A 20,638-nucleotide genomic window follows, 5' to 3' on the forward strand; every position below is an offset into this window, starting at 1 on the left:
CAGTCGGGAGCCCCCCGGTTTGCCGGGCGCCTTTGGGGCCCCCCCCCCCCCGCGGGGGGGGGGGGGGGGGGCCCGGGGGCCCCCGCGCCTCCAGTCCGTCATGGGGCGTCACGGGCGCTACGTCGCTTCGTCGTCGAACGGCGCGGCCTCGCCCGCGGCGAGCGGCACCACGGGTGCCGTCGCCCGCACCTTCGACGCGGTGACCTGCGCGGTCTCGACCGCGGCCACACTGCCCCCGCTGTCGAGGAGGGCGTCGCGGATGATGCGCCGCGGGTCGTACTGCCGCGGGTCGAGCTTCTGCCACTCGATGTCGTCGAACTCCGGGCCCATCTCGTCGCGCATCCGCTCCTTCGCGGTGTCGGCGAACCGGCGGACGGCCTTGACGAACTCGGCGAGCTTCGCGGCGTACGTGGGCAAGCGTTGCGGCCCGACGATCAGGACACCGATGATCCCGATGACCAGGAACTTCTCGAAGCCGTCGAACACGGTACGAGCGTAACCCGTCCTCCCCGCGCATCACCCGTAGAGTTGTCAACCGAACGGAGTGTGCGTGTCAGAGAAAGAGTCGAACTGGAAGTTCGCCGAGGACATCGTCGCCGAGCCCGAGACGATCGCCCGTGCGCGTGAACACTCGTTGGAGCTCGGGGTCGAAGCGATCTCCCCTGCCATCGGCGCGCAGGTCAGCGTGATCGCCGCGGCCTCGCGGGCGACGAGCATGATCGAGATCGGCACCGGACTCGGCGTCTCCGGGCTGTACCTGCTCGCCGGCGCGCCCGAGGCCACACTCACCACGATCGACGTCGAGGTGGACCACCAGCAGGCCGCGCGTGACGCGTTCATCGCGGCCGGCACCGCCCCCGCGCGCATCCGGCTCATCCCCGGCCGGGCGAACCAGGTGCTCCCGCGGATGAACGAGGCGTCCTACGACGTCGTGCTCGTCGACGCCGACCCGGAGCACGTGATCGAGTACGTCGAGCACGGGCTGCGGCTCGCGCGGCTCGGCGGGACCGTGCTCGTGCCGCACGCGCTGTGGCGGGGACGTGTCGCGGACCCCGTGAAGCGGGACCGTGCGACGACCGACTTCCGGCTGCTGCTGACCGAGGTGTCGACCTCGGGTGCGGTGCGGAGTGCCCTGTCGCCCGCGGGCGACGGGTTGCTGCAGCTGACGAAGCTGACGGCGTAGCGGCGCGTCTGCGTCGCTGGGCGGCTCTGCAATCGGGCGCCCGGGTCCGGTCAGTCGTCGTCGCTGAGGTGGCGCAGGTAGCGCTCCGGCGACTCGAGGAACGACCGCTGGTGCCGCACCAGGTCGAGGTCCTCCCACGCCGTCCGGCGGAGGCCCCACTCCCCCACCTCGTGGATGGTCGCTCCCGGGAACGCCGCCAGCACCGGTGAGTGCGTCGAGAGGATCACCTGGCCGACGCCGCTCTCGACGATCGACTGCAACAGCCCGATGAGCGCGAGGCACCCGGAGAACGACAGCGCCGACTCGGGCTCGTCGAGGATCCACAGCCCGGGCCACCGCGCACGGTCGATCACGAAGTCCAGGAAGGACTCGCCGTGGCTGCGCTCGTGGAACACCGGCTCGGGGCGGCTGAGGTTCGGGTGTTCCTCGAGGTAGGTGAAGAAGCCGTGCATGGTCTCGGCACGCAGGAAGAACCCGCCCCGCGGTGCACCGAAGTCGCGACGGAGGCGGATGTGCTCGCACAGCGTCGACTCGGACGGGCGGGTCGAGTGCTGCGACCCGGTCCCACCGCCCTCCGGCCCCATGCCGAACTGGAGCGCGATCGCTTCGACGATCGTGGACTTGCCGACGCCGTTGTCGCCGACGAACACGGTCACGGGGTCGAGGTCGAGCCCCTCGTCGAGCAGCTGCCGGACGGGCGGGAGCGTCGCGGGCCAGACGTCACGGGGCATCGGGTCCGGGTCGTTGAACTCCTCGACCCGGGTGATCGGCATGTGGGACCTGCGCACGGGACCATCCTGCCCGGTACCACCGACGGGACGCGGAGCCGTCGGCTGCCGTCGGTCTCGTGCGCGCGGGGATGCGGAGCCGTCGGTCGGCGCCGCCCGCGTCCGCGCCGGGACGCGACGAAGCCCGGAGCGTACGCGCTCCGGGCTTCGTCGTTCAGTGCTTCGACGGACTAGGCCGAGACGACCTCGGCGAGTGCGTCGTGGAGTTCCTTGGCCTCGGCATCGTTGACCGAGACGACCAGGCGGCCTCCACCCTCGAGCGGAACCCGCACGATGATGAGTCGACCCTCCTTAACAGCCTCCATCGGCCCGTCACCGGTCCTCGGCTTCATGGCTGCCATCAGATGTCCCCTTTCGTGCAGTACATGCCTGCCCATTATCCCGTATCGGAGGGGCAACTGCGAAACCGCCCAGGTTGGGGGTCGTGAAACGCGACGTTCTCGCGGTTCTGCTCTCTAACCTATGCGGATGCCGAACATCCGCTCCATGCTCCGCGGAAGCGACCCCGCGCCCACCGACGACGCGGTGCCCGCGGGCATGCGGATCGCGGCGGCGTTCTCGTGGCGTCTGCTCGTCGTCGGCGCGGCCCTGGCCGTGCTGGTCCTGCTCGTGATCCTCCTGCAGGACATCATCGTGCCGTTCCTCATCGCGCTGCTGCTGTGCGCCCTGCTCGTGCCGATGTCGTCGTTGCTCCGCCGTCACCGCTGGCCGAAGTGGGTCGCGATCCTCACCAGCCTGGTGTCCGTCGTCGTGGCGATCGGCGGCCTCGGCCTCATCGTGACGGCGCAGATCCGCTACGACCTTCCCTCGCTCGAGAAGCGCTTGCACGCGAGCATCTCCTCGCTGCAGTCACTGCTCGCCTCGGAGCCGTTCGGCATCACGGCGACGCAGGTCAACAAGTGGATCTCGGACGGCGCGGACTACCTGCAGTCGCACGCATCGTCGATCTTCTCCGGGTTCCTCGCGGCGGGCTCGGGCGCGATCCACGTCTTCGAGGGTCTGTTCATCATCATCTTCACGACCCTGTTCGTGCTCATCGACGGGCCCCGCATCTGGCAGTGGGTCGTCCGCATCTTCCCCCGTCGTGCGCGAGCTCGGCTCGACGTCGCGGGGCACGCCGGATGGAAGACCCTCACGAGCTTCATCCGCGTGCAGCTCGTCGTGGCGGTCACGGACGCGCTCGGCGTCGTCATCGGCGCGCTCATCCTCCAGATCCCGCTGGCGATCCCGATCGGCGTCATCGTGTTCTTCGGCGCGTTCGTCCCCGTCGTCGGAGCGATCGTCGCGGGCATCGTCGCGGTGGTGATCGCCCTCGTGTTCAACGGATGGGTGCCGGCGCTCATCATGCTCGGCATCATCGTCCTCGTGCAGCAGCTCGAGAGCCACGTCCTGCACCCGTTCCTCACCGGCAGCGCCGTCAAGGTGCATCCGCTCGGTGTGGTCCTCGGTGTCACGGCCGGCACGACGATCGCGGGCGTCGTCGGGGCGTTCTTCGCGGTGCCGTTCATCGCCACCGTCAACGCGATGGTGAACGCCGCCGCGGCGTGGCGCCCGGAGGACGGTGTGCCGCTCTCCGACATCGAGCGCGAAGAGCGGCACGAGACGGCTCCGGAAGCGGACTAGGTCCGGCCGCTCCGCGTCGAGCACCGCCGGACGGCACCGATCACGGCGGCGTCCAGTCGTAGCCGTCCACCCACCAGTTCGCGTACAGCCACACCCACTGCAGCACGAGGGCGACGACGACCAGCACGGTCCGGTACACCCGGGACCGCGGCAGCGCCACGACCGCGAGCAGCGGCGCGATCGGCATGAGGATGCGCCAGGTGCTCGACTGCGGGAAGAACACCGCGAGGAGGTAGACGACGTACGCCACGACCCACAGACGCAGCTCGAGCCCCACCCGACGTGCCGCGGGCGCCCACACGAGGAACGCGATCCCGGCGAGACCGAGCGGGATCGCGAGCGCTGCCGGCCAGCCGCCGGGGTACCGCAGCCACCACGAGAACCCCTCGACCCAGGGCGAGAACGGCAGGAGTTCCCCCCAGCCGACGTACGACGACCGCCAGGCGAGCTCGGTGTCGGTGTAGGCCTTCGGCATCCCGGTGACGGCCCAGGCGATCGCCGGCCACGCCAGCCCGACGAGCCCGGACACGACGGCGACCACGAGCGGGGGCAGACCGGTGCGGAGCGTGGGTCGAGCGCCCTCGCGGACCCAGACGGGACGGAACCACCACACGGCCAGGAACAGCGCGAGGAAGAACGCGAACGCCAGCCCCGTCGGCCGCGTCATGCCGAGCAGGAGCACCACCGGCAGCATCGTCCACCAGCGACGGTCCACCGCGAGCAGCAGTGCGACGAAGAGGAGGAACAGCCCCATCGACTCGGCGTAGGCGACCTGGAACATCACCGAGGTCGGCGCGACGCAGAGCAGCACCGTGGCGAACGTCGCCCGCGGCGCATCGAGGAAGCGTCCGACGAGCCGCCGGAAGACCAGCGCGGCGCCGAGGCCCGCCACGAGGGACACCGAGACCGCCACGGCCTCGAACGACGCCCCCGTGAGCAGCATGAGACCGCGCACCAGGAACGGGTAGGCGGGCATGAACGCCCACGCGTTCTCGGTGACGTGTCCGGCGGCGTCCACCGGCAGCGCCGACGGGTACCCACCGGTGGCGATGACGCGGTACCAGGCACCGTCCCAGATCGCGGCGAACGACAGGTACGACGGGTGGTCGGACGTGAAGGAGTTCGCCGACTGCACGGCCGCGAAGCCCTGCATCACCACGCCCGTCACGATGCGTGCGAGGACGTAGACGACGGTGATCCGGGCCCACCACGGCACCGCTCGGTAGCGGGCTCGCCACCGGACGGCTGCGTCGGACCGGGAGCGGAGGGTCCCGCCGGTGGTCAGGCGGTCAGCCACCGACGGAGGCCGTCCTCGACCGACGTGATCTGCGCGAGCGGCACCTGCTCGTCGTCGTGGTGCGCGAAGACGGGCTCGCCCGGGCCGTAGTTGACCGCGGGCACGCCGAGCGCCGAGAAGCGCGCGACGTCCGTCCAGCCGTACTTCGGCCGGGGCGCCGGGCCGCCGACCGCTGCGACGAACTCCTGCGCGAGCGGCGCGTCGAGTCCAGGGCGTGCTCCGGCGGCGAGGTCGACGATCTGCACGTCGTACCCGTCGAAGAGTTCGCGGATGTGCGCGACGGCCTCGTCCGCACTGCGTGAGGGCGCGAACCGGTAGTTCACGTGGACCATGGCCTCGTCCGGGATGACGTTGCCGGCGATCCCGCCGGAGATGCCCACCGCGTTCAGCCCCTCGCGGTAGTCGAGTCCGTCGACCGTCACCGTACGCGGCTCGTACGCCGCAAGCGTCGCGAGGATCGGCGCCGTCTTGTGGATCGCGTTGTCGCCGATCCAGCTCCGGGCACTGTGCGACCGCTTGCCGAACGTACGGATCTCGGCACGGAGGTTGCCGTTGCACCCGCCCTCGATCTGCGCACCGGACGGTTCGCCGAGGATCGCGAAGTCACCGGCCAGGAGCTCCGGTCGGGTCCGCGCGAGTCGGCCGAGACCGTTCAGCGAGTCGCTGACCTCTTCGTGGTCGTAGAAGACCCAGGTCACGTCGTTGGTCGGCTCGGCGAGGTCGTACGCGAGCTTGAGCTGCACGGCGACGCCGGCCTTCATGTCCACCGTGCCGCGACCCCAGAGGATCTCGGTGCCGTCCTCCGTCGTGCGGAACTCGGTCGGCAGGTTGTCGTTCAGCGGCACGGTGTCGATGTGCCCGGCGATGACGACGCGGCGGTCGCGGCCGAGGTTCGTCCGCGCCACGATCGCGTCGCCGTCCCGGACGACGTCGAGGTGCGGCAGCGGCGCGAGCGCCGCCTCGACGGCGTCGGCGAGCGCGCCCTCGTTGCCCGACACCGACTCGATGTCGCAGATGGCGCGCGTGATGTCGATGGACGAGGCGGTGAGGTCGAGCTGCTCCGGCATGCGGGCAGCCTACCGGCCGACCCTTGCCGGTCGCCGCCGAGCCGACCGTCTGTGGACTGGAGCGGGCTGCCCACAGGGGGCGTGCCTCCAGGCCGGTGCGACGGCGCGGATCCCGTTCCGCGCGTGCCGGACGGGAGGCCCGTGGCGCGTTCTCCACAGGCCGTCCGGCCGGACGGTGGTCGCCGCTCGCACCTCGCTACCCTTGTCCACGTGACCGACACGACCGCCTCCGCCCGCCCGACCACCGCCTGGGGCCACGGCCTCGCGACGATCGCCGCCGACGGGACGACGCTCGACACCTGGTACCCGCAGACGCACCTCGGCGCGCGGCCGTCCGACGCCGCCTTCCCCGAAGAACTGCTGGCGCACGTCGGCGACGACCCGCGTCGCGCCGTCCGGATCGAGGCGGTCACCACCGAGGTCACGATCGACGCGGCCCCGACGAGCACCCCGGACGCCTACCTCCGGCTGCACCTGCTCAGTCACCTGCACGTCCGCCCGAACGAGGTCAACCTCGACGGTGTCTTCGTGCACCTGCCGATCGTCGCGTGGACGAACGCCGGCCCCGTCTCCCCCGCCGACCTCACGCGCCTGCGTCCGTCCCTCCAGCGGGCGGGCATCGCGGTGCACGCGATCGACAAGTTCCCGCGCCTGGTCGACTACGTCGTGCCCGACCGTGTGCGCATCGGCGACGCGAACCGGGTCCGTCTCGGCGCGCACCTCGCCCCCGGCACCACGGTCATGCACGAGGGCTTCGTGAACTTCAACGCCGGCACCCTCGGCGACGCGATGATCGAGGGGCGCGTGTCCCAGGGCGTCGTCGTCGGCGACGGCACCGACATCGGTGGCGGAGCCTCCATCATGGGCACGCTCTCCGGCGGCGGGACACACCGGGTGTCGCTCGGCGCACGGGCGCTCCTCGGCGCCAACGCGGGCCTCGGGATATCCCTCGGCGACGACTCCGTGGTCGAGGCCGGACTCTACGTGACCGCGGGCACCAAGGTCGTCCTCGTCGGTGCCGCCCCGAACCCGGACGGCACCCCGAAGACCGTCAAGGCCGCGGAACTCTCGGGCACCCCGAACGTGCTGTTCCGCCGCAACTCGGTCACCGGTGCGGTCGAGGCCCTCCAGCGGCAGGGCCAGGGCATCCAGCTGAACACCGCCCTGCACGCGTAGCCGGACCACGTGGGGGCGACGATCGAGGGCCCGCACGGTCCGGTCCCGGTCCGGCGCTACGGGAAAGGGTCTGCGGTCACCCTCGTGTGGCTGCACGGCGGCGGGTTCTTCCGCGGCGACCTCGACCTCCCCGAGTCACACGCGGTGGCGACGACCCTGGCGGACCGCGGGATCGACGTGGTCACGGTCGACTACCGTCTCGCACCGTTGCCGGGCCTGCCGTTCGTCGGGCGCCGTGGGCCCCGCGGCCGGCAGCGTCACCCGGTCGCCGCTGACGACGTCCGCGCGGTGCTGACGGCCTTCCGGAGCCCGGACGAACGACCGCTGCTCCTCGGCGGAGCGAGCGCCGGAGCGTGCCTCGCCGCGGCGGTCACGCGATCCCTCCCGAAGGCGATCCGCCCCGACGGGGTGTTCCTGGCCTACGGCTTCTTCCACGCAGTGACCCCGCGCGACCCCGCCGTCACCCGCTCCGTCCGGGGCCGTCGTCGCGTGACCCACCACCCCGCGCTGCTGGACCGGGCGAACCGCAACCTCGTCGGACGCCGGGCGCCGACGGACACCGCGTTCCCGGGCGGCCACGACCTGTCGGACTTCCCACGTGCCCTGATGGTGGATGCCGAGCACGACGCGATGCGTCCGTCCGGGGATCGGTTCGCGACGGAACTGCGGACCGCCGGTGTCGACGTCGAACGACACGTGCTGCCGGGTGCACGACACGCATTCCTCAACCGTCCGGGCACGCCGGAGTCGGACACCGCCCTCGACCTCGTGACCGCCTGGGCGCTGGCGCAGCCCACCCGCTAGCCGCGGGTCACGGCGCCGCGCATCCGGCGTGTCCGCCGCGTCCGCACAACCAAAGACGGAACGAACCGCGCGCGTCCGCGGTTCGACTCGTCTTGAGTTGTGCGCCGAGACCCGGCACCACACGAGGTACACGGCGCCCGCGCCGCCGGCCTGGAGGCGCGTGGCGGGCCCACACCGCGCCTCCCGTCCGACGCGTCCGCACAACCAAAGACACGCCGCACCACGTGCTTCCGTGGTTCGACCTGTCTTTGGTTGTGCGCGGCCTATCTGCGCCGCGCAGCCGCGCCGACGCCCCGCGGCTCAGCGCGCCGGCAGGTCCCGCTCGGGGTACCCCACGTACAGCTGCTGTGGACGCCCGATCTTGTTCAGCGGGTCGTTGTTGAGCTCCCGCCACTGGGCGATCCAGCCCGGAAGCCGCCCGATCGCGAACAGGACCGTGAACATCCGCGGCGGGAAGCCCATCGCCTTGTAGATGATGCCCGTGTAGAAGTCGACGTTCGGGTAGAGCTTGCGGCTGACGAAGTACTCGTCCTCGAGGGCGATGCCCTCGAGCTCCATCGCGATGTCGAGCAGGTCGTCCTGCACGCCGAGCGCCTCGAGCACCTCGTGCGCGGACTCCTTCACGAGCTTGGCGCGCGGGTCGTAGTTCTTGTAGACGCGGTGCCCGAAGCCCATGAGCTTCACCCCGCGCTCCTTGTTCTTCACCCGCTCGACGAAGCGCGACACCGGCTCGCCGGAGTCCTTGATCTGCTGGAGCATCTCGAGCACGGCCTCGTTCGCTCCGCCGTGCAGCGGACCGTAGAGCGCGTTGATGCCCGCGGAGATCGACGCGAACATGTTCGCCTTCGTGGAGCCGACGAGCCGCACGGTCGCGGTGGAGGCGTTCTGCTCGTGGTCCTCGTGCAGGATGAGCAGCCGCTCGAGCGCCTTGGAGAGCACCGGGTTCGGCTCGTACGTCTCGGCCATGGTGCCGAAGTTCAGCCGGAGGAAGTTGTCGACGAACGACAGCGAGTTGTCCGGGTACAGGAACGCCTGCCCGATCGACTTCTTGTGCGCGTAGGCGGCGATCACCGGGAGCTTCGCGAGCAGCCGCACGGTCTGCAGCTCGACCTTCTCCGGGTCGTCGACGCTCATGTCGTCCTCGTAGTAGGTCGACAGGGCGCTGACGGCGCTCGACAGGACCGACATCGGGTGCGCCGAGTGCGGGAGGGCGTCGAAGAGGCGACGGAGGTCCTCGTGCAGCAGCGTGTGGCGGCGGATGCGGGCGTCGAACGACTCGAGCTCGGCGGCCGTCGGCAGCTCGCCGTAGATGAGGAGCCAGGCGACCTCGAGGAAGGTGCAGTTCGACGCGACCTGGTCGATCGGGTAGCCGCGGTAGCGCAGGATCCCCTGGTCGCCGTCGATGTACGTGATCGCGCTCTTCGTCGAGCCGGTGTTCACGAAGCCGTAGTCGAGGGTGTTCATCCCCGTCTGCTTCTTGAAGGTCGAGATGTCCACCGTGGACGCGCCGTCGACGCTCGGCAGGATCGGGAACTCCGCCGAGCCGCCCGGGAACGTCAGCGTCGCGGTCTCGGTCTGCTGCTCCGCAGCCGGGCTCACGGGGACGGGCGTGGTGGGCGGTGTGGCCGTCTTCTGAGCGTCGTTGGCAGTGTCAGTCACGGTGACAGCCTAATCGCGCCCACTGTCGGTCGTGCACACCCAGGTGCTCCGGGATTGGTGGGAACCACGGATTGCGCTGGTAGCGCACTGCGTGGTGGCGACTGCCGGGAGGCGCGACACCCGCCCGACGGGCACCGCTCAGTCCGCGTCCACCCGGCTGGTGCGCCGCGCACTCGCGAGCCGCTGCGCGGCCGCGGCGATGCGCTCGTCGGTCGCGGTGAGGGCCACGCGGACGTGCTCGGCCCCGGCGGGACCGTAGAACGTCCCGGGGGCGACGAGGATCCCGCGGTCGGCGAGCCACGCGACGGTGTCGAGCGCGGGCTCACCGCGGGTCGCCCAGAGGTAGAGTCCGGCCTCGCTGTGGTCGATGCGGAAGCCGGCGCCGTCGAGTGCCCGTCGGAGCATGTTCCGGCGCGCCCGGTACCGCGTCTTCTGCTGCTGCACGTGCGTCTCGTCCTCGAGCGCGACGATCATCGCCTGCTGCACCGGCAGCGGCGGCATCATCCCGGTGTGCTTGCGGACCGCGAGGACCTCGGCGAGCAACTCGGCGTCGCCGGCCACGAACGCGGCGCGGTACCCGGCGAGGTTCGACTGCTTCGAGAGCGAGTACACGCTGAGGACGCCCGAGACCGAGTCGCCCACGACGCGCGGGTCGAGGATGGTCGGTGTCGGCGCGGTGTCGTACGGCGGTTCCCACCCGAGCTCGGCGTAGCACTCGTCGCCGACGACCACGGCGCCGAGTTCGCGGGCACGCTCGACCGCGGTGCGCAGCTGCTCGATCGACAGCACGCGACCGTCGGGGTTCCCCGGGGAGTTCAGCCACACGAGCCTCGTCGTCGCCGGCCACGCAGCGGGGTCGTCCGAGGCGAGTGCGGTCGCGCCGACGAGGGCAGCACCGAGCTCGTACGTGGGGTAGGCGGCCTCCGGGAAGACGACCGTGTCACCGCGGCCGATGCCGAGCCAGAGCGCGAGTCCGGCGATGAACTCCTTCGAGCCGATCGTCGGGAGGACCTGCTCGGCCGTGAGCGTCACGCCCTGCCGGCGGCCGTACCAGTCGGCGATCGCCTCGCGCAGGGCCGGGGTGCCGGCGACCTGCGGGTAGGCGTGCGCGTCGGTGGCCTCGGCGAGGGCGCGGCGGACGAGCTCGGGCGTGGGGTCGACGGGCGAGCCGACGCTGAGGTCGACGATGCCGCCCTCGACGGCTGCTGCGCGCTGCTTGAACGGGACGAGCTGGTCCCAGGGGAAGTCGGGGAGGTCGAGCGCCACGGGCGGGTCCGGGTCAGCCGCGCGGGGGCTCGGCGAGGACGACCGGGTGGTCCTTGTGGATCACTCCGACCTTCGCGGCGCCGCCGGGCGAGCCCACCTCTTCGAAGAACTCGACGTTGGCCTTGTAGTAGTCGGCCCACTCCTCGGGGAGGTCGTCCTCGTAGTAGATCGCCTCCACCGGGCAGACCGGCTCGCAGGCTCCGCAGTCGACGCACTCGTCGGGGTGGATGTACAGCGAGCGGTCGCCCTCGTAGATGCAGTCGACCGGGCACTCGTCGATGCAGGCGCGGTCCTTGACGTCCACACAGGGCTGAGCGATCACGTACGTCACGGGTCGATCCTACTCGCGGCCCCGGGCGGATCCGGACAGGCCGCCAGCCGACCCCGACGCGCCGGGGGCGGACTCCGCGGGCACGGCGGCCGCGCGCCCCGGACGACGGGTGTCGCCGAAGTCCGGCCAGACGAGCACGACGAACGCGACGGCCGTCGGCGCGATCATCCACGTGTAGCCCGCGGCGTTCGCGAGCACGAGCTGGAGCAGGAAGGTCGTCGCGAGCGCGATGCCGAGCCAGACGGCCACGACGAGCACCCGCGAGCGGTACAGCAGCCGGATGCCCGCGAGCAGCCCGACCACGACGAGCGTCGGCAGGAAGATGCCGATCGGGAACGTGCCGATCGTCTGCTGGTGGGTGACGGAGCCGAGGCCACCCGCGACGAGTCCGAGCACGAACGACACGACGACCGCAGTGGCCTTGCCCTGCGGCGAGAACTCGGCGAAGGTCTGCGGTGCCGGCGGGACCGGGTCGGCGTCGTGGCGGAAGGCCTCGACGGCGAGGGCGTGCTGCCGTTCGCCGTGCGGCATCATCCACGAGAGCGCGATCGGGTCACTCGGGTCGACCGGGTCCACCGTCAGCTGCGACCGGTACTGCTCGAGCGCCGCGCGGACCTTCGCCCGCACCGGCAGGACGTCGACGGTCAGGTCGACCTGTCCGGACTCGGCCGGGACGATCATCGAGAAGGGGACCTCCTCGGCGCGCGCCGCGTACCGGGCCGCGTGGTGCACCCGCACGTGGTCGGGGTGCCCGTAGCCGCCGTCGTCCGCGTAGCTCACGACGGCGTCCGCCATCGTCGACCGGATCGCGGCACGGACGTCGTCCACGACCTCGCCGAGGTCGGCCATCGTGAGCGAGTCCGCCGGGGCGTCGTCGGCGGCCGTCGCGCGTCCGTCCGGCCCCCACTGCATCCCCGAGTCGGCGTACCGACGCTCGGGCAGGTCGGTCGGGCGCGCTCCTGCTCCCCCGAGCCAGAGGTGCGCCGGGCCACCGAGTGCGGCCAGCGCCGCGTCGATCTCTCCCTCGCGGTGGGCGGCGACACGGGGGCCGTCGCCCTCGAGCGGCGCGAGCTCGGCGGTCAGCATCGCGCCCCGCTCGCCGCGGGTCGCCGTGAGGACGGTGACCTCGGCGCCGAGCTCGAGCAGGGTGGCGATCGTCCCGCCCGACACGAGGGTCTCGTCGTCGGGGTGGGCGTGCACGAACAGGACGCGCTCTGGGCGGGTGACGGGAGCCTCGGACATCGGTGCCCAGCGTACGGGACGGCCCTACCGCGGGGTCACGATGTACGTCGCGGTGACCCCGGCGTCGGTCTTCGCGAACGTCAGGACGACGCGGTACCCGTCGCTCCGGAACAGGCCGAACGCGCTCGTCGAGTCCGCCCGCTTCACCGACTCGGTGTACCCGGCACCGGTCAGGGCGTCGGCCGCGGCCTGGAACTCGTCGACCGACCCGACCCGGACCTGTGCGACCCAGCCGGAACCGTCCGGGCCCGATCCACCGCCGAGCACCGTGCCGTCGACGAGCGGCACGTCCTTCGTCGGGAAGCCGTCAGGCAGCTGCCCGTCCGAGGTGACCTTCGCACCCTTGAGCGCCGTGTCGAGCGCACCGTCGATGCCGCCCGCGACCGACGCCATGCCGTCCTGGATCGCCTTGCCGTCGATCCCCTGGACCGCGTTCGACACGTCCGAGGCGACCGACGAGCCGAGGTCGGTGGCCTGTCGGACGGTGTCGGAGGAGCAGCCGCTCAGCCCTGCCAGGGCGATGCCGGCGGCGACGGCGGCGATCAGGGTGCGGGTCGGGGTGCGCATGCGCAGCACCCTAGAGCGTCTGCCGGGAGGCGCGGCGCACGTTCGCTGTGAAGCTCCCGTCCGACGACGCTCAGGCCAGGTACGCGCGCGCCGCGGCCACGGCCGCGTCCACGCCGACGGGGATCGACGTCTCGGCCTGCGGCGCGTAGAACGGCGAGTGGTTGCTCGGGATCTCCCGCCCGGTGCGGAAGAGCTCCGGGTCCGTGATGCCGGTGAACCAGTACACGATCGGCACGCCCGCGGCGGTGGCGAGCTGTCCGACGTCCTCCGACGCCATCGCCAGACCCGACTCGAGGTCGATGGCGTTCGGCACGGCCTCGCGGACGGCGGCGAGGACCTTCGCGGCCTGCTCCGGGTCGTTCACGAGGACATCGGCACCCGGTGCACGGTCGATCGTCGGCTCGGGCAGCCCACCCGCCTCGCTCTCGGCGCGGACGATCCGCTCGATCGACGCGATGATCCGGCCGCGGGTCTCCTCGTTGCGGGCGCGGGTGGAGATCTCGATCACCGCATGGTCGGGGATGATGTTCGCGCGCGTCCCCGCGTGGAACGAGCCGACCGTGACCACGCCGGCGTCGCTCGGGGCGACCTCCCGCGACACGACGGTCTGCAGCCGGACCACGGCCGAGGCCGCGGTGACGACCGGGTCGAGGGAGGCCTGCGGCGCGGAGCCGTGGGCACCGCGGCCGTTGAAGGTCACCGTCAGCCGGTCGCTCGACGCCATGACCGGGCCGGAGCCCACGGCGACGGTGCCGACCGGGGCGGGCGCGGAGTGCTGCCCGAGGACGACGTCGGGCGCCGGGAAGCGCTCGACGAGGCCGTCGTCGATCATCGCGCGGGCGCCGGAGATGACCTCCTCCGCCGGCTGGAACACGCCGACGACGGTGCCGTGCCACTCGTCCGTGGTCGACACGAGCCGCTCGAGCGTACCGAGGAGCCAGGTCACGTGGATGTCGTGCCCGCAGGCGTGCATGGTCGCGACCGTGGCGCCGGACTCGTCCTGCCCGGTGTGCTCGCTCGCGTACGACAGGCCGGTGCGCTCCTGCACGGGCAGTCCGTCCATGTCGGCGCGGAGCCAGATCGTCGGACCCTCGCCGTTGTGCAGCACGGCGACGACGCCCGTGCCGCCGACGCCCGTCGTGACCTCGACGCCGGACAGCTCCGCGAGCCGCTCGGCGATCACCCCCGCGGTCCGGTGCTCCTGGAAGCCGAGCTCCGGGTGTGCGTGGAGGTCCTGGTAGATGGCAAGCAGATCGAACGTCACGCAGACCACCGTACAACCGCGCCGTGACACGACCGCGGCCCGGCCACCTCGACGAGGTGACCGGGCCGTCGGACGGAGGGCGTGCCTCCCGGCTGCTGCCGTGTCCTGCTGCTCAGGCGTCCTGCTGCTCAGGCGTCCTGGCGCTTGAGGCGGGCGTACGCACGCTGGCGCGCCTGCGCGTCCAGCTCCACCTTGCGGATGCGGACCGCGTCGGGGGTGACCTCGACGCACTCGTCCTCGCGCGCGAACTCGAGGCACTCCTCGAGCGACAGCTGCCGCGACGGGGTCATCGACTCGAAGGTGTCGGCCGTCGACGAACGCATGTTCGTCAGCTTCTTCTCCTTCGTGATGTTCACGTCCATGTCGTCGGCGCGCGAGTTCTCGCCGATGACCATGCCCTCGTAGACCTCCTCCGTCGGGTTGACGAAGAACGTCATCCGCTCCTGGAGGTTCGTGATGGCGAACGGCGTGACGACACCGGAGCGGTCGGACACGATCGAGCCGTTGATGCGGGTCTGGATCGAACCGGCCCACTCGCCGTAGCCGTGCGAGATCGCGTTGGCGATGCCGGTGCCGCGGGTCTCGGTGAGGAACGACGTGCGGAAGCCGATCAGGCCGCGCGACGGCACGATGAACTCCATGCGGATCCACCCGGTGCCGTGGTTCACCATGTTCTCCATGCGGCCCTTGCGGGCGGCCATGAGCTGGGTGATGGCGCCGAGGTGCTCCTCCGGCGTGTCGATCGTCATGTGCTCGTACGGCTCGAGGAGCTTGCCGTTCTCGTCACGCTTGGTGACGACCTGCGGCTTGCCGACCGTGAGCTCGTAGCCCTCGCGCCGCATCTGCTCGACGAGGATCGCCAGCGCGAGCTCGCCGCGGCCCTGGACCTCCCACGCGTCGGGGCGGCCGATGTCCTGGACCTTGAGCGAGACGTTGCCGACGAGCTCGCGGTCGAGGCGGTCCTTGACCATGCGGGCGGTGAGCTTGTGGCCCTTGACCTTGCCGACGAGCGGGCTGGTGTTCGTGCCGATCGTCATCGAGATCGCCGGGTCGTCGACCGTGATGGTCGGCAGCGGACGGACGTCCTCGGGGTCGGTCAGGGTCTCACCGATGGTGATGTCCTCGAAACCGGCGACGGCGACGATGTCCCCGGGGCCCGCCGACTCGGCCGGGTAGCGGTCGAGCGCCTTCGTGATGAGGAGCTCGGTGATGCGGGCGTTGACGACGCTGCCGTCGTGCTTCACCCAGGCCACGGTCTGGCCCTTCTTCATCGTGCCGTGGAAGATGCGGAGCAGCGCGAGGCGACCGAGGAACGGCGACGCGTCGAGGTTCGTGACGTGCGCCTGCAGCGGGTGCTCGTCGTCGTACGTCGGGGCCGGCACGTGCTGGAGGATCGCTTCGAACAGCGGCTCGAGGTCCTCGTTGTCCGGCAGGCTGCCGTCCTCCGGCTTGTTGCGCGACGCGGCACCGGCGCGACCCGAGGCGTACACCACGGGGACGTCGAGGATGGCGTCGAGGTCGAGGTCGTCGACCTCGTCCGAGAGGTCGGAGGCCAGGCCGAGCAGCAGGTCCTGCGACTCGGAGACGACCTCGTCGATGCGGGAGTCCGGGCGGTCCGTCTTGTTGACGAGCAGGATCACCGGGAGCTTCGCGGCGAGGGCCTTGCGGAGCACGAAGCGGGTCTGGGGCAGCGGACCCTCGGACGCGTCGACGAGCAGCACGACACCGTCGACCATGGAGAGGCCGCGCTCGACCTCACCGCCGAAGTCGGCGTGGCCGGGGGTGTCGATCACGTTGATCGTGATGCGACCGCCCGGGTTGAACTCCTCGGCGTGCTTCCCGTTGTAGAGCACCGAGGTGTTCTTCGCGAGGATGGTGATGCCCTTCTCGCGCTCGAGGTCGTTCGAGTCCATCATCCGGTCCTCGCCCTCGAAGTGGGCGTCGAACGAGTTGGTCTGCGTGAGCATCGCGTCGACGAGGGTGGTCTTGCCGTGGTCGACGTGTGCCACGATGGCGACGTTGCGCAGGTCGGACCGGGTGGCGAGCGCCATACAGGACATCCTTCAAGTGTTCGGAGAAGATCGGGCAGCCGGTCGTCGTGGACACATGGCACCCGTGGGCAGAACGCCCGACACGCCAGTCTACCGGTAGTTCGCAACCAGCAGGAGTACAGACCATGAGCCGACGGCGAACGTGGACCGAGATCACGATCGTCCTGCTGCTGTCGCTCGGCGGCAGCGCGCTGTACTCGATCCTCCAGATCATCGACGACCTGTCCCAGACGACGCCGCTCGGGCAGCAGTCCACCGCGCTCAACCAGTCGACGACGACCGTGCAGTACGTGGACCTCGCGCGCCAGCTCGTCGGCATCGCCGTGGACCTCGCCCCGGTCGCGCTCGTCTGCTACCTCCTCTGGAGCACCACGCGCCCGCACCTGTCCCGGCTCGGCATCGACCGGTTCCGGATGCGCCCGGACCTCGGCGGCGCCGCCCTCATCGCGCTGTGCATCGGTGTCCCCGGGCTCGCGCTGTACTTCACGGGCCGGGCGCTCGGGTTCACGGTGAACGTCGACCCCGCGGCACTCGACTCCTACTGGTGGACGATCCCGGTCCTGCTGCTCTCGGCGGTCCGGTCGGGACTGCAGGAGGAGGTCATCGTCATCGGCTACCTCTACGAGCGGCTCGGCGGCCTCGGGTGGGGCCGGTGGCAGGTCATCCTCTCCACCGCGGTCCTCCGCGGGAGCTACCACCTCTACCAGGGCTTCGGCGCCTTCGTCGGGAACGCCGTGATGGGCATCGTGTTCGGGTGGATCTACACGAAGTGGGGCCGGCTCCTCCCGCTCGTGATCACGCACTGCCTGCTCGACGCCGTCGTGTTCGTCGGCTACCCGTGGGTGGCGGCCGCGTTCCCCCAGCTGTTCCGGTGACCGGGCGCCGGGCGGGCCGTCGCACCGGGTGACTACCCCCGTTCGAGCGTCAGCGTTCCTACCGACACCGCCCACCCCGTCCATGAGGATCCCACAGGGAACCCACAGCCCCACGGTCACCGGTCGGGGCGTCGCGGCCCTACCGTGAGCACATGAGCATCCCCGAGGTCGGCGAACCCGCACCGGCGTTCAGCCTGGCCGGCACCGTCGTCCGCGACGGCACGCGCACGGACGGCGTCTACGACCTGTCCGCGCAGATCGGCCGCACCGTGGTGCTCGCGTTCTACCCGGGCGACGCCACCCCGGTGTGCAGTGCGCAGTTGTGCAGCTACCAGGAGGAGCTCGACGACTTCGACGACCTCGGCGCGGTCGTGTGGGGCATCAGCCCGCAGGCGCTCGACTCGCACGAGGCCTTCGCCCGCGGCTCCTCGCTGACCTTCCCGCTCCTCAGCGACCCGTCCGGCTCGGTCGTCCGGTCCTACGGCATCCGCGCGCCCGGGATCGGCCTCCGACGATCGGTGTTCGTCATCGGACCGGACGGCATCGTGCGCTGGCGGCACATCGGCCTCGTCGGCCTGCGGTTCCCGAAGGCCGAGGTCATCCGCGAGCAGATCGAGCAACTCGTCTCGTGACGGCGTGTCGATCCCCGGAATCTCCCAGCCTGGGGTATTGACACCCGAACGGGGGTCCGGGGACCATTGGTGGAACGAGAGGTCCACGTAGGACTTGCCTCCCCGGAGAATCGGGTCATCCGGAGATACGCGCCGGTGTGTCACACCCGCTCCCCGGATGTCTCCGGGGAGGCACTCTCGGAACACCGTCGCTCCCCGGATGCCACAGATGGTCACCGCGGGTCGGCACCCTCGGAAGACTCTCCTACGCTGTGTGCGTGACCGTCATCGTCGCGCCCGGGATGCGCGTGCTCGCCCTCGTGCTCTGGGCCGCCTCCGTCGCGCTCGTCCCCCTCGCCCTCGTCGGGGACGGATCGCCCTGGCTCGCCCCGATCCCGAGCGTCTTCATCGCGTTCCTCGCCTGGGCCGTGCTCTGGCGCCCCCGCATCGAACTCACGCCCGACGCACTCCGCGTCGTCGACGTCCGCCGCACCAGCACCTACGCCTGGAAGCGCGTCACCGAGGTCCGGACGAAGTACGGCCTCGAGGTCGTCACCAGCGAGGGCGTCCGCCGCACCTGGATCGCGACACGGCCGACGGCCCGCCTCGCGTCGCACCGACCGGGAGGCACGGTGCGGCTCACCGTCGACGCCGCGGCCGACGAGGTGCGCGCGATGGTCCCCGTGGTCCACGAACAGGACGGCCCGCCCCCGGCGAGCGTCACCGCCGCACCGATCGTGCACCGGGCCCACGGCTGGTCGGTCCTCGCGCTGATCGTGCTCGGGCTCGTCGGGGCGATGGCGGCCGCGCAGCTCTGAGCGCGTTCGACGCTCCGCACACGACGACACCCCCGACGCCGAGGCGCCGGGGGTGTCGTCGTTCGCGGTGCGTGCTGTGGACTACTTCTTGTAGCCCACGTCCTGCCACTTCACCGAGTACTGCTGGAACTGCGCCGGACCGTAGTTCACGAGGTCCTTGCGGACACCCCACGCGTAGGGCTCCGGGAACAGCGGCAGCGTGCCGGCGAGCGACGTGATCACCTTGTCGATCTCGTTCGCGTCCTTGATGCGGGCGCTCGGGTCGAGCTCACCGTTCGCCGTGTCCCAGAGCTTGCCGAGGGAGTCGTCGGTGACACCGGTGTAGTTCTGCCCAGCGTCGGCCGGGTAGTAGATCGACTTCGTCGACGACACCGGGAAGGGCGTGCCCTGCCAGGCGAAGTACGTCGCGTCGAAGTCACGCGTCGTCGTGGTGATGTACTTCGTGAAGAAGTCGTCGGACGGCACGGTGTCGATCGTCACCTTGAAGCCGGCGAGCTTCGTCTGCTGCTGCACGAGCTGCGCGACGTTCGCCGAGTTCTGGTTGTCCGAGGGGATCACGAAGCGGACCGAGAGCGTCTTGCCGCCCTTGGCTGCGTAGCCGTCCGAGCCGATCTTCCAGCCGGCGTCCTCGAGCTTCTGCTTGGCCTTGTCGACGCTGTAGCCGTACACGCTGGAGGCGTGGTCGGTGTAGCCCTTCTGACCCGGCAGGTAGATGAGGTTGTTGAGCACCGTGACCGGGCTCTTGACCGGCGACAGGATCGCCTGGGCGACGGTCTGGCGGTTGATCGCCTGCGCGAAGGCCTGGCGGACCTCCTTGTCCTTGAAGACGTCGGAGGTGCCGTTGAGCGTGATCTGACGCTGCGTCGTGCCGAGCGAGCGCTCGATCTTCGAGTCGCTGCGGCTGTTCGCGGTCTTGAAGTTGTCGGCGGAACCGTTCAGGTTGAACGCGTCGAACTCCTTGTTCGCGTACGCCTGGGCGACACCGTCACGCGACACCGTCTTGAAGACGATCGTGTCGAGCTTCGGTGCGTCACCCCACCACTTGGGGTTCTTCTCGAACGTGAGGACGCCGCCGTTGGCGTCGAACGACTTGACGATGTACGGACCACCGGAGACGTAGGTCTTGCCGTCGGCCGCGTACGGGCCCTTCGCCCACGACTTGTTGAAGGCGTCCGGGGTCTCCATCGCCCAGGAGGGGTAGATCGTCCCGAGGACGCTCGGCCAGTCCGCGTTCGTCTTCGAGAACGTCATGACGACGTCACGCTCGTCGGAGCCCTGCTTGACCGAGTCGACGTCCTCCCACACGTTGGTGGCGAGGGGCGCGAAGGCCTTGTTGGTGCCGTTGAGGGCCTTCCAGTTGGCCTCGACGTCCTTCTCGGTGATCGGGGTGCCGTCGGACCAGGTGGCCTTCGGGTTGATCTTGATCTCCACCGTCTGCGGGGAGTCCTTCGTCAGCTCGACCGACTCGGCGAAGTCCTTGTTGACCTCCCACTCGCCGTTCTCCTTGAACTGGATGAACGACGGCAGGTAGACGCCAGCGATGGTCTGGTCGTCGACGGTGCCGGAGTCGAGGTTGTTGATCTGGAAGTTCGCCGGTGCCGTGTCGATCGGCAGCGTCAGGGAGCCGCCGTCCTTGATGTCGCTGCGGTCAGCGGTGGTCCAGCCCGTCGACTTCAGCGTCGACTGAGCGACTGCCGAGCTGCTTCCTCCGGCGTTCCCGCCGCCCGAGCAGCCCGCGAGCACGAGTGCCGCGGCGGCTGCTGTGGCGAGCACGGCCGTCGTCTTGATCCTCATTCGCATGGCGAGGATTCCCTTTCGTTGTGGTTCGCGCCGGAGCGCAGACGCGCGGCAGCCCCCGGCTGACACGCCTGTTGGAGAAGAACCCTAGTCACATCCGAAGTCCGCACAAGAGAGGTCGGGACAGATCGAAACATGCTCGTAACGTCTTCAGCCTAGCGTCGGGGGTGATCACCCACCACGGTTCGGGACCGGCTAACCTGTCGACACCGAACAACG

At 70.6% G+C, this 20,638-nt stretch carries 20 protein-coding genes; 7 read left to right on the forward strand and 13 right to left on the reverse strand.

The window, feature by feature from the left end:
* Positions 1-117: 117 nt before the first annotated feature.
* Complete coding sequence (locus tag ACIPYW_RS01345; protein ID WP_290132499.1) at positions 118-486, reverse strand: Sec-independent protein translocase TatB; 369 nt, start codon at positions 484-486, stop codon at positions 118-120.
* Positions 487-550: 64 nt separating this feature from the next.
* On the opposite strand from ACIPYW_RS01345, the gene ACIPYW_RS01350 reads away from it, so the two are divergent.
* A complete protein-coding gene (locus ACIPYW_RS01350; protein WP_290132500.1) occupies positions 551-1,183 on the forward strand; it encodes an O-methyltransferase in 633 nt (210 codons plus the stop codon).
* A 50-nt stretch (positions 1,184-1,233) separates the two neighbouring features.
* On the opposite strand, the gene ACIPYW_RS01355 is transcribed toward ACIPYW_RS01350, so the two are convergent.
* Together ACIPYW_RS01355 and ACIPYW_RS01360 are read right to left on the reverse strand one after the other, a co-directional pair.
* Positions 1,234-1,971 carry an AAA family ATPase gene (locus ACIPYW_RS01355; RefSeq protein ID WP_400410107.1) on the reverse strand — a complete coding sequence of 246 codons (738 nt, stop codon included), beginning with the start codon at positions 1,969-1,971 and terminating at the stop codon, positions 1,234-1,236.
* A gap of 170 nt (positions 1,972-2,141) precedes the next feature.
* Complete coding sequence (locus ACIPYW_RS01360) at positions 2,142-2,312, reverse strand: DUF3117 domain-containing protein (protein ID WP_017887054.1); 171 nt, start codon at positions 2,310-2,312, stop codon at positions 2,142-2,144.
* A 127-nt stretch (positions 2,313-2,439) separates the two neighbouring features.
* On the opposite strand from ACIPYW_RS01360, the gene ACIPYW_RS01365 reads away from it, so the two are divergent.
* Positions 2,440-3,594 carry an AI-2E family transporter gene (locus ACIPYW_RS01365; RefSeq protein ID WP_400410109.1) on the forward strand — a complete coding sequence of 385 codons (1,155 nt, stop codon included), beginning with the start codon at positions 2,440-2,442 and terminating at the stop codon, positions 3,592-3,594.
* 40 nt (positions 3,595-3,634) lie between these two features.
* On the opposite strand, the gene ACIPYW_RS01370 is transcribed toward ACIPYW_RS01365, so the two are convergent.
* Together ACIPYW_RS01370 and dapE are read right to left on the reverse strand one after the other, a co-directional pair.
* The gene (locus tag ACIPYW_RS01370; RefSeq protein ID WP_400410111.1) at positions 3,635-4,891 is read right to left on the reverse strand and encodes a hypothetical protein; all 1,257 of its coding nucleotides are present in this window, start codon (positions 4,889-4,891) and stop codon (positions 3,635-3,637) included.
* The gene (dapE, locus tag ACIPYW_RS01375; RefSeq protein WP_400410113.1) at positions 4,876-5,958 is read right to left on the reverse strand and encodes a succinyl-diaminopimelate desuccinylase; all 1,083 of its coding nucleotides are present in this window, start codon (positions 5,956-5,958) and stop codon (positions 4,876-4,878) included. Before dapE ends, ACIPYW_RS01370 begins: the two co-directional genes overlap by 16 nt.
* A gap of 210 nt (positions 5,959-6,168) precedes the next feature.
* Here dapE and dapD point away from each other — a divergent pair, with 210 nt between their 5' ends.
* Both dapD and ACIPYW_RS01385 read left to right on the forward strand, forming a co-directional pair.
* Positions 6,169-7,134 (forward strand): 2,3,4,5-tetrahydropyridine-2,6-dicarboxylate N-succinyltransferase, encoded by a 966-nt coding sequence (gene dapD / locus ACIPYW_RS01380; RefSeq protein ID WP_400410115.1) that lies wholly within the window; start codon positions 6,169-6,171, stop codon positions 7,132-7,134.
* A 9-nt stretch (positions 7,135-7,143) separates the two neighbouring features.
* Positions 7,144-7,938 carry an alpha/beta hydrolase gene (locus ACIPYW_RS01385; protein WP_400410117.1) on the forward strand — a complete coding sequence of 265 codons (795 nt, stop codon included), beginning with the start codon at positions 7,144-7,146 and terminating at the stop codon, positions 7,936-7,938.
* A 300-nt stretch (positions 7,939-8,238) separates the two neighbouring features.
* On the opposite strand, the gene ACIPYW_RS01390 is transcribed toward ACIPYW_RS01385, so the two are convergent.
* The 7 genes from ACIPYW_RS01390 to typA form a co-directional block, all read right to left on the reverse strand.
* Entirely contained in the window at positions 8,239-9,537 is a 1,299-nt protein-coding gene (locus tag ACIPYW_RS01390) for a citrate synthase (protein WP_290134278.1), read from the reverse strand.
* A 198-nt stretch (positions 9,538-9,735) separates the two neighbouring features.
* A complete protein-coding gene (gene dapC, locus ACIPYW_RS01395) occupies positions 9,736-10,863 on the reverse strand; it encodes a succinyldiaminopimelate transaminase (RefSeq protein ID WP_400410119.1) in 1,128 nt (375 codons plus the stop codon).
* 13 nt (positions 10,864-10,876) lie between these two features.
* On the reverse strand, positions 10,877-11,194 hold the full coding sequence (gene fdxA / locus ACIPYW_RS01400) for a ferredoxin (RefSeq protein ID WP_071292706.1): 318 nt from the start codon (positions 11,192-11,194) through the stop codon (positions 10,877-10,879).
* A 9-nt stretch (positions 11,195-11,203) separates the two neighbouring features.
* Positions 11,204-12,436 carry a PIG-L family deacetylase gene (locus ACIPYW_RS01405; protein WP_400410121.1) on the reverse strand — a complete coding sequence of 411 codons (1,233 nt, stop codon included), beginning with the start codon at positions 12,434-12,436 and terminating at the stop codon, positions 11,204-11,206.
* 24 nt (positions 12,437-12,460) lie between these two features.
* Entirely contained in the window at positions 12,461-13,003 is a 543-nt protein-coding gene (locus ACIPYW_RS01410) for a hypothetical protein (RefSeq protein ID WP_400410122.1), read from the reverse strand.
* 70 nt (positions 13,004-13,073) lie between these two features.
* On the reverse strand, positions 13,074-14,267 hold the full coding sequence (locus ACIPYW_RS01415) for an amidohydrolase (RefSeq protein WP_400410124.1): 1,194 nt from the start codon (positions 14,265-14,267) through the stop codon (positions 13,074-13,076).
* 128 nt (positions 14,268-14,395) lie between these two features.
* Positions 14,396-16,318 carry a translational GTPase TypA gene (gene typA / locus ACIPYW_RS01420; protein ID WP_290132515.1) on the reverse strand — a complete coding sequence of 641 codons (1,923 nt, stop codon included), beginning with the start codon at positions 16,316-16,318 and terminating at the stop codon, positions 14,396-14,398.
* A 125-nt stretch (positions 16,319-16,443) separates the two neighbouring features.
* Here typA and ACIPYW_RS01425 point away from each other — a divergent pair, with 125 nt between their 5' ends.
* From ACIPYW_RS01425 to ACIPYW_RS01435, 3 genes are all read left to right on the forward strand, one after another.
* Positions 16,444-17,193, forward strand: coding sequence for a CPBP family intramembrane glutamic endopeptidase (locus tag ACIPYW_RS01425; RefSeq protein ID WP_400410127.1), 750 nt, complete (start codon positions 16,444-16,446; stop codon positions 17,191-17,193).
* A gap of 152 nt (positions 17,194-17,345) precedes the next feature.
* Complete coding sequence (locus ACIPYW_RS01430; protein WP_400410130.1) at positions 17,346-17,825, forward strand: peroxiredoxin; 480 nt, start codon at positions 17,346-17,348, stop codon at positions 17,823-17,825.
* A 257-nt stretch (positions 17,826-18,082) separates the two neighbouring features.
* Positions 18,083-18,622 carry a PH domain-containing protein gene (locus tag ACIPYW_RS01435; protein WP_400410132.1) on the forward strand — a complete coding sequence of 180 codons (540 nt, stop codon included), beginning with the start codon at positions 18,083-18,085 and terminating at the stop codon, positions 18,620-18,622.
* Between the two features lie 81 nt (positions 18,623-18,703).
* Here ACIPYW_RS01435 and ACIPYW_RS01440 read toward each other — a convergent pair whose 3' ends face one another.
* Positions 18,704-20,416 (reverse strand): ABC transporter family substrate-binding protein, encoded by a 1,713-nt coding sequence (locus tag ACIPYW_RS01440; protein ID WP_400410135.1) that lies wholly within the window; start codon positions 20,414-20,416, stop codon positions 18,704-18,706.
* Positions 20,417-20,638 lie beyond the last annotated feature (222 nt).

This window comes from Curtobacterium sp. NPDC089689 (assembly GCF_044749145.1).
Classification (GTDB): Bacteria; Actinomycetota; Actinomycetes; order Actinomycetales; family Microbacteriaceae; genus Curtobacterium.